The 7,537-nt window shown below is 65.5% G+C and carries 9 protein-coding genes; 5 read left to right on the top strand and 4 right to left on the bottom strand.

Translation table 11 applies throughout. The annotated features are described in order from the left end of the window. Positions 1-938 (bottom strand): uroporphyrinogen decarboxylase (hemE, locus tag VNC39_RS07995; protein WP_325397934.1); only part of this gene is annotated, 938 nt, incomplete at its 3' end. Between the two features lie 279 nt (positions 939-1,217). Between hemE and VNC39_RS07990 the strand changes: the two genes are divergently transcribed. From VNC39_RS07990 to VNC39_RS07970, 5 genes are all read left to right on the top strand, one after another. Beyond that, complete coding sequence (locus VNC39_RS07990; protein WP_325397932.1) at positions 1,218-2,099, top strand: pyruvate, water dikinase regulatory protein; 882 nt, start codon at positions 1,218-1,220, stop codon at positions 2,097-2,099. 6 nt (positions 2,100-2,105) lie between these two features. After that, the gene (locus VNC39_RS07985) at positions 2,106-2,885 is read left to right on the top strand and encodes an SDR family oxidoreductase (protein ID WP_325397930.1); all 780 of its coding nucleotides are present in this window, start codon (positions 2,106-2,108) and stop codon (positions 2,883-2,885) included. A 243-nt stretch (positions 2,886-3,128) separates the two neighbouring features. Continuing rightward, positions 3,129-3,620, top strand: a complete 492-nt coding sequence (locus tag VNC39_RS07980) for a MarR family winged helix-turn-helix transcriptional regulator (RefSeq protein ID WP_408840383.1) — start codon at positions 3,129-3,131, stop codon at positions 3,618-3,620. A gap of 6 nt (positions 3,621-3,626) precedes the next feature. Beyond that, on the top strand, positions 3,627-4,328 hold the full coding sequence (locus VNC39_RS07975; protein ID WP_325397928.1) for a response regulator transcription factor: 702 nt from the start codon (positions 3,627-3,629) through the stop codon (positions 4,326-4,328). Next, positions 4,325-5,650, top strand: a complete 1,326-nt coding sequence (locus VNC39_RS07970) for an ATP-binding protein (protein ID WP_325397926.1) — start codon at positions 4,325-4,327, stop codon at positions 5,648-5,650. The genes VNC39_RS07975 and VNC39_RS07970 overlap by 4 nt, the downstream gene beginning before the upstream one ends. Before the next feature lie 107 nt (positions 5,651-5,757). Here the strand turns inward: VNC39_RS07970 and VNC39_RS07965 are convergent, their stop codons facing one another. From VNC39_RS07965 to VNC39_RS07955, 3 genes are all read right to left on the bottom strand, one after another. Continuing rightward, complete coding sequence (locus tag VNC39_RS07965) at positions 5,758-6,252, bottom strand: VOC family protein (RefSeq protein ID WP_325397923.1); 495 nt, start codon at positions 6,250-6,252, stop codon at positions 5,758-5,760. An 85-nt stretch (positions 6,253-6,337) separates the two neighbouring features. Further along, positions 6,338-6,991, bottom strand: coding sequence for a lysophospholipid acyltransferase family protein (locus VNC39_RS07960; protein ID WP_325397936.1), 654 nt, complete (start codon positions 6,989-6,991; stop codon positions 6,338-6,340). A 41-nt stretch (positions 6,992-7,032) separates the two neighbouring features. Further along, a partial coding sequence (locus tag VNC39_RS07955; RefSeq protein WP_325397921.1) for a YdcF family protein occupies positions 7,033-7,537 on the bottom strand: 505 nt, incomplete at its 5' end.

Here is a 7,537-nt window from a genome sequence, read left to right as displayed (position 1 = left end):
CCGAGATTGAAAATATGCGGCCGCCCACGGCATTGGCCGAGCAGCCGCAGCACCGCCTCATCCAAAGCGGGCCCGCCGACCTTCAACACCAGCGGATCGAGATTTCCCTGAAAAACCATGCCGTCCGGGCAAGCGGCAACCGCCGCTGGGAGGTCCGTGACGCTGTCCAGCCCGACCGCGTCGACCCCGGTCGTTCGAGCATATTCGCCGATCAGCAAGCCGGACAAGCGCGGAAAGCCGATGATTTTGACGCCCGGATTCTTCGTTTTCAGCGCCGCGACGATGCGCCGTGTCGGGGCGATGACGAAACTCCGGAACTGCTCGGGCGGAAAAATTCCGGCCCAGCTTTCGAACAGCATCACGCAATCGGCGCCTGCATCGAGCTGCGCCTGCAGATAAGCGATCGTCGCTTCGGCCAGAATATCCAGCAATGCGGCAACAAAACCGGGATTTTCATAAGCCAGCACCCGGGTGCGGGGAAACCCTCCGCCTTTGCCGTCCAGCATGTAGCAGGCGACCGTCGCCGGGCCCCCGGCAAAGCCGATCAAAGCGGTCTCCGCCGGCAAAGCGGCGCGCACAAGTCGCACGGTTTCCAGCACCGGCGCGTAGCGCCCTGGCGCGGATGCGGAATCGAGGACGGCAACGTCGCCCAAGGGCGGCAACACGGGTCCTTCGCCTTGAGCAAAGCTCAGCCCCTGACCGAGGGCCATGGGGAGGATCAGAATGTCGGAAAACAGGATCGCGGCGTCGAATCCGTAGCGGCGGATCGGCTGGAGCGTCACTTCCGTCGCGAATTCTGGGTTCAGGCAGAGCGACAGAAAGTCACCGGCCTGCTCCCGCAGCGCGCGATACTCCGGAAGATAACGCCCGGCCTGACGCATGAGCCAGACCGGCGGCGGCCAGACCGGCTCGCCCTGCAGAACTTTCAGGAGTTTCATGCCCCCCCCTAACCTTAAATTCTTTAAGTTTAAAGCGGGGATGGGGCAGTGGTACCCTGTGAATAACGGGGTTCCCCCCAAGCCGAAGGAAAGTCCACAAACTTATCCACAAGAAGAAACCAAGGATAAGCTATTGATTCTGGGGTATCTGACTCGGTTACACACAAGTTCCCGGCGAGCTTGCCAAATCTGTCCCCCGTTTACAGTTTCGGCGTTTTATCCCCATGTAGCGAACATTTCGTTGCCTCAGAACCTTTTATCCCCGGTATCAACAGCCCCATGGAACACGAACGGCTAAATATACACCTGATATCCGACGCCACTGGGGATACTTTGAACGCCCTGGCGCGCGCCGCCGTGGCGCAGTTCGACGAGCCGAACGTGATGTATCATCGCTGGTCGCTGGTCCGGACGCGGCTGCAATTGCACCGTGTCCTGGAAGGCGTGCAGGCCGAGCCGGGCCCGGTTCTGTGCAGCCTGGTGGATGACGGGCTGCGCGGCGAGCTCGATTCCGCCTGTGCGCGCATGGGGATCACCTTGCTGCATGTGCTGGACCCGGTGCTCGACATGCTGCAGGCGCAGATCGGCGCCCCGGTGAAGCACAAGCCCGGCCGGCAATATGTGCTCGATGCCGATTATTTCCGCCGCATCGATGCGATGCATTACGTGATTTCCCACGATGACGGGCAGGCGGTGCGCGGCATGGTCGAGGCCGATGTCGTGCTGGTGGGCGTGTCCCGCTCGTCCAAGACGCCGACCTGCTTTTATCTGGCCAATCGCGGCGTCAAAGCGGCCAACGTGCCGCTGGTGCCGGGCATCGCGCCGCCGGAATTCCTGCATGACGCGCCCTGCCCGGTGATCGGCCTGACCATCGACCCGAAATCGCTGATCGCCATCCGCCGGCACCGGTTGCAGCTGATCGGCCAGCCCGGCTTCGTCAACCGCGACAGCGGCGAATACGTGGATTACGTGGCGGTGGAAAAAGAGCTGCTCTGGGCGAAGCGGCTGTGCAATTCCGAAGGCTGGCCGACCATCGACGTGACGCGCCGCTCCATCGAGGAGACCGCGGCGACGGTGCTCAAACTCATGGACGCGTGGCACGTCAGGCGCAGCCGCGCGTCCGTGCCTCTCGTGCCGGCCGCTCAACCCGAAGAAGGATAAAAGCCAATGGATCTAGGTCTGCGCGGCAAGCGTGCGATCGTTTGCGCGGCGAGCAAAGGGCTGGGCAAAGCCAGCGCCATGGCCCTGGCCCGGGAAGGCGTGTCGGTGGTGATCACCGGCCGCAACGCGGCGGCGCTTGAGGAAGCGGCGGAGGAGATCCGCTCGGCGACCGGCGTGAACGTGATCGCCGCTGCGGGCGACATCACCACCAAGGCCGGGCGCGACGCGGCGCTCGCCGCCTGCCCGGACCCGGACATTCTGGTGAACAATGCCGGCGGCCCGCCGCCCGGCGATTTCCGCGATTTCACCGAGGAGATGTGGCACGCGGCGCTGAACGCCAACATGTTGAGCCCGATCGCCATGATCAAGGCGGTGTTGGACCCGATGGTCGCGCGGCGCTTCGGCCGGATCGTCAACATCACCTCGGCGGCGGTGAAATCGCCGATCCCCATTCTGGGCCTGTCCAACGGCGCGCGCGCCGGCCTCACCGGGTTCGTCGCCGGCCTGGCGCGCGATGTCGCCCGGCATAATGTGACGATCAACAATCTGCTGCCCGGCCCGTTCGATACCGACCGGCTGCGCGCCACCGCGGCGAAGGGCGCGGCGGCGGCGGGCCACAGCATCGACGAGGAGGTTCTGGCCCGTGGCCGGCAGAATCCGACCGGCCGGGTGGGCCAGCCGGCGGAATTCGGCGCCGCCTGCGCGTTCCTTTGTTCCGCCCAGTCCGGCTTCATCGTCGGCCAGAATCTGCTGCTCGATGGCGGCGCGTTCAACGCCACGATGTGAGGCCGAAAAAATGCAGAGCACGTGCTGGAAAGGTCAGAATCCCATAGTCAGGCCGGCTCCGGTGCGCTATGAACGGGGAACCGATGAGTTTGCAAATAAGCAAGTAAACCTGTCATAAAAGATCCGGGAAAAACAAAAGATTGCGAATTTGCCATGCAAGACACCCCTCCGCCCCAAAGTCCGCGAACCATAAAGCGTGATCCCGTTCCCGGGATCCCTTCGCCTGTTTTGCCGGGAGCCGGGTTGCTGTTCCTGCGCGAGGAGGAACTGCGCATCGCCCAGGATATGTTGTTCTTCGCCCTGCGCGACCTGAACGACGCGGCCGATAATCTCCTCGCCGAGTTTGGTTTTGGCCGTGCGCATCACCGCACGCTGCACTGGATCGCCCGCAAGCCGGGCCTGAAGGTGGGCGAGCTGCTGGCGATCCTCGGCATCACCAAGCAAAGCCTCACCCGCGTGCTCGGGCCGCTGATCCGCCAGGGCTATGTGGCGCAGAGTCCCGGCCAGAGCGACCGGCGCCAGCGCCTGCTCACCTTGACTGAAAAAGGCGCGGAGCTGGAACGTAAATTGTTCGAATCGCAGCGTGAGCGGTTGCTGGTCGCCTATCGCGAGGCGGGAGGCCCGGCGGTCGAAGGGTTCCGCCGGGTGCTGCGCGGCCTGACCATGCAGCAGGGGCGGGATTATATCGACAGCCTCGAAGCGCACCGGGCGAAGCCGCCGCGCATCGGCGGCTGACGCCGCATGAGTGGTGAGAGCGCGCATATCCTGCTTGTCGATGACGATTCGCGGTTGCGCACTTTGCTCAGCAGGTTCCTGACCGAGAACGGGTTCCGGGTGACCACGGCGGAATCCGCCGCCGAGGCGCGCGACAAATTGCGCTTCATGGATTTCGACCTGATGGTGCTCGACGTGATGATGCCGGGCGAAACAGGATTATCGCTCACCGGCGATTTGCGCGGCGAGCGCGCGCCGACCTTGCCGATCCTGCTGCTGACCGCGCGCGGCGCGCCGGAGGATATCGTCGCCGGCTTCGAGGCCGGGGCGGATGATTATCTCGGCAAGCCGTTCGACCCGCGCGTGCTACTGGCGCGGATCCGCGCGATGTTGCGCCGGGCCCAGCCGGCCCCAACCCCGGTCCAGGCCGGCCCGCTGCAGCTCGGCACCGCCACGTTCGACGCCGCGCGCGCCGAACTGGTGGGGCCCGATAGCCGCGTCCGCCTGACCGGCGCGGAACTTTCGCTGCTCTCGGCCTTGGCCGCGCGGCCGCACGAAATTCTCTCCCGCGAGGCGCTGGCGGCAGCACTCGGGCTGGATGACGTGAATGAGCGGGCGATCGACGTGCAGGTGACGCGGCTGCGCCGCAAGATCGAGGAAGACCCGCGTGAGCCCCGCTTCCTGCACACGGTGCGCGGCAAGGGTTATGTGCTAAAACCCGGGCCATGAAGCTGAGGCTGGGCGGATTTTCCGCCGAACGCGTGCTCCGACAATTCCTCCCGCGCAGCCTGCTCGGCCGCTCGCTGCTGATCGTGCTGGTGCCTCTGGTGCTGCTGCAGGCGGTGGCGCTGCAGATTTTCTACGGCAGCCATCTCGACGAGCTCTCGCGCCGCCTGGCGGGCAGCGTCGCCGGCGAGGTCGCCTTCATGGTCGACGAGATCGCCCGCGACCCTTACACGCGCGGCCTGACGATCCAGGAGACCGACGCGCATTTCGGCTTCAGCACGGTGTTTTTGAGCGGCCAGCGGCTGCGGTCTCTGCCGCCCCCGGATGCGCCGGGACCGGTCGACAACGATCTCGAAGGGGGGCTGAAAACCGACATGCGCCGGCCCTTCACCGTGAGCTGGAACCATTCCGCCGATTTCATCCGCGTGAACGTGCAGATGGCCGATGGCGTGCTGCGCATCGATGTGCCGCGCAAGCGGCTGTATATCGGCACGCTGTATATCTTCTTTCTCTGGCTGATCGGCACGGCGCTGCTGCTGTTCGGCATCGCCGCGCTGTTCCTGCGCACCCAGGTGCGCGGCATCAAGCGCCTCGCGGTGGCGGCGGAGAGCTTCGGCATGGGCCGCGATGTCGGGCCGATCCGCCCGGAAGGGGCGATCGAGGTGCGGCGCGCCGCGGCGGCGTTCAACCGCATGCAGGACCGGGTGCGGCGGTTCCTGGCGCAACGGACGACGATGCTGGCCGGGGTGTCGCACGATTTGCGGACGCCCTTGACCCGGCTGCGCCTGGCGCTCGCGATGCTGCCGGAAATTCCGCCCGGCGAAGCGGCGGATATGAATACCGACATCGAGGAGATGGAGAAGCTGATTTCCGTCTATCTCAGCTTCGCCCGTGGCGAGGGCAGCGAGCAGGCGATGCCGACCGATATTTCCCTCCTGCTCGACGATGTGGCGGTGGCGGCGCGGCGCAGCGGCGCGGTGATCGATTGCGACGTGCCGGACAGCCTGGTCGCGACGCTGCGGCCGGAGGCGATCCGTCGCGCGGTGACCAATCTGGTGGACAATGCCCGCCGCCATGCGCGGCATGTCTGGCTGATGGCGACCGCCACAAGGCGCACCTTGCGCATCATCGTCGACGATGACGGGCCGGGCATTCCGGCGGCGCAGCGCGAGACCATGCTGCGCCCGTTCGAGAGCGCCGATGCCGGCGGCACCGGCCTCGGCCTCGCCATCGCCAAAGACATCGTCGGCGCGCATGGCGGCGATCTGCTGCTGCTCGACCGGCCGGGCGGCGGGTTGCGGGTGGTGATCGAGCTGCCGGGGTAGGAAGAGAAAGGAAGGCTACTTTTTGTGAACAAAAAGTAGCAAAAAAACTTTGTTAATTGGGCCGCGCTGGTTTCGTTGTCACGGGCTTAAACGAGCGCCGGTCGGCATCAGGCGAACTTCTCGCCTGCCCGCGCCGCCTCGATCTTGGCAATGTCGATCCGGCGCATGGTCATCATGGCCTCCATCGCCCGTTTCGCCGCCGCACGATCCGGATCCTGCATGGCGGCAATCAAAGCGCGCGGCACGATCTGCCAGGAAAAACCCCAGCGGTCCTTGCACCAGCCGCAGGCGCTTTCGCTGCCGCCATTGCCGATGATCGCGTTCCAATAGCGATCGGTTTCCGCCTGGTCTTCGGTCATCACCTGGAAGCTCACCGCCTCGTTCGGTGCAAATGTAGGGCCGCCATTCAGGCCGACGAAGGCTTTGCCGAGCAGGGTGAATTCGATGGTCAATTCGCTGCCCTGTTCACCGCCAGGATAATTGGATGGACTTTGAAGCACCGGCCCGAGATGGCTGTCAGGAAAGATGGCGGTGTAGAATTCCGCTGCTTTCCGCGCTTCGCCATGGTCGAACCACAGACAGGTGACGATTTTGTCGTTCATCGCGATGTCCCCACCAGTTCCAAGAGGGGGGACCTTAGCACGACATGCCGACGAGATCTTGGCTGATCGAATTCGGTGGAGGCGCCTAATGTGCCCCGTAATAGACGCCGGAAAGTTCCGTAATGATGGTTTCCCGCGTGAGGCCCGCCGGCAAGGGAGGCAGCAGCCTTACCGTCACGGTCCCGGATGTTTTGACGAAAGCGCGGGGTCCCCAGCAGGCGCCGGAATCGGTGGTGGCGGGGAGCACCGGCACGCCGACGCTTTTGGCGAGGGCGACGATGCCGGGCTGGAGATCGGCACGCGCGCCCGGCGCGACGCGCGTGCCTTCGGGGAAAATCACCACCTGCCGCCCGGCGGCGGCGGCGGCGCGGCAATCCTGCAGCAGCTTGCGCAAGGCCGGCGCGGCACCGCTGCGGTCCACCGGGATCATCCCGGTCGGCGCCAGCAGGGGCCCGAACACGGGGATCTTCCGGAGTTCCTTCTTGAACACCAGGGCCGGATACGGCAGCGCCACCAGCCAGACCAGAATATCCAGGGCCGATTGGTGCTGCGCGGCGATGATCGCGCCGCCGGCGGGCAGGTTTTCCAGCCCCTCGACCCCGATATGGATGCCGCAGCATCGCCGCAGGGCGGCGAGGCAAATCCGTGCCCAGAGCTGCGCCACCGAGGTCAGACGGTGCGGCGCCACGACGCGCAGGATCGTGCCCCACAGGCTGAGCACCAGCCCGGCAAAGATCATCACGAGGTGGAAGGCGAGGGAACGGAGGAAGCGCAGGGCGGTCAGTCCATTTTGATGAACGTCACCGCGACCGGGCGGAGGCCGAAGCGGACGACGAGATATTTGGTGTATTCGTAGGTCAATAGCCGGATTGTCGAGCGGCTGAACAGATCATCCATGGCCGGGGGCCGTACCGGGGCCGGGATCAGGGCGATCCCCGGCAGATGCCGGTGCATCTCCAGCATGGCGCGCGGCATGTGATAATCGGCGGTGACGATGATCAGGGTGCGCACGTGATGGAAATGCACCCAGTCCGCCGCCTCCAGCGCGTTGCCGTGGGTGGTGCCGGCCATGTGGCCGAGCGTGATGTCGCTGGCATAGCGTGTGGTGGCGCTGACATCGTCGGACGTGAAGTCGCCGAGATAGGTGCCGCGCCCGGCGCCCGAGATCAGGAGCCGCGGCGCGTCGCGTTGCGCCAGAAGGGCGAGCGCCGCGGCAACCCGGTCGTTGCCGCCGGTCAGCGCGACGATGCCGTCGGCCCGCGGCATGGGGTTCGGCGGCGCGGCG

This window comes from Acidocella sp., from assembly GCF_035535915.1.
GTDB lineage: Bacteria > Pseudomonadota > Alphaproteobacteria > Acetobacterales > Acetobacteraceae > Acidocella.
Note: the sequence above shows the minus strand (reverse complement) of the source record. Positions and strands in the feature narration are given on the sequence as shown.

Excerpts from the sequence above, each read along its gene's own strand:
- VNC39_RS07960 (WP_325397936.1), bottom strand. The coding sequence starts at position 6,991 with ATGATCTTTGCCGGGCTGGTGCTCAGCCTGTGGGGCACGATCCTGCGC.
- VNC39_RS07975 (WP_325397928.1), top strand. The coding sequence starts at position 3,627 with ATGAGTGGTGAGAGCGCGCATATCCTGCTTGTCGATGACGATTCGCGG.
- VNC39_RS07965 (WP_325397923.1), bottom strand. The coding sequence starts at position 6,252 with ATGAACGACAAAATCGTCACCTGTCTGTGGTTCGACCATGGCGAAGCG.
- VNC39_RS07990 (WP_325397932.1), top strand. The coding sequence starts at position 1,218 with ATGGAACACGAACGGCTAAATATACACCTGATATCCGACGCCACTGGG.
- VNC39_RS07985 (WP_325397930.1), top strand. The coding sequence starts at position 2,106 with ATGGATCTAGGTCTGCGCGGCAAGCGTGCGATCGTTTGCGCGGCGAGC.
- VNC39_RS07970 (WP_325397926.1), top strand. The coding sequence starts at position 4,325 with ATGAAGCTGAGGCTGGGCGGATTTTCCGCCGAACGCGTGCTCCGACAA.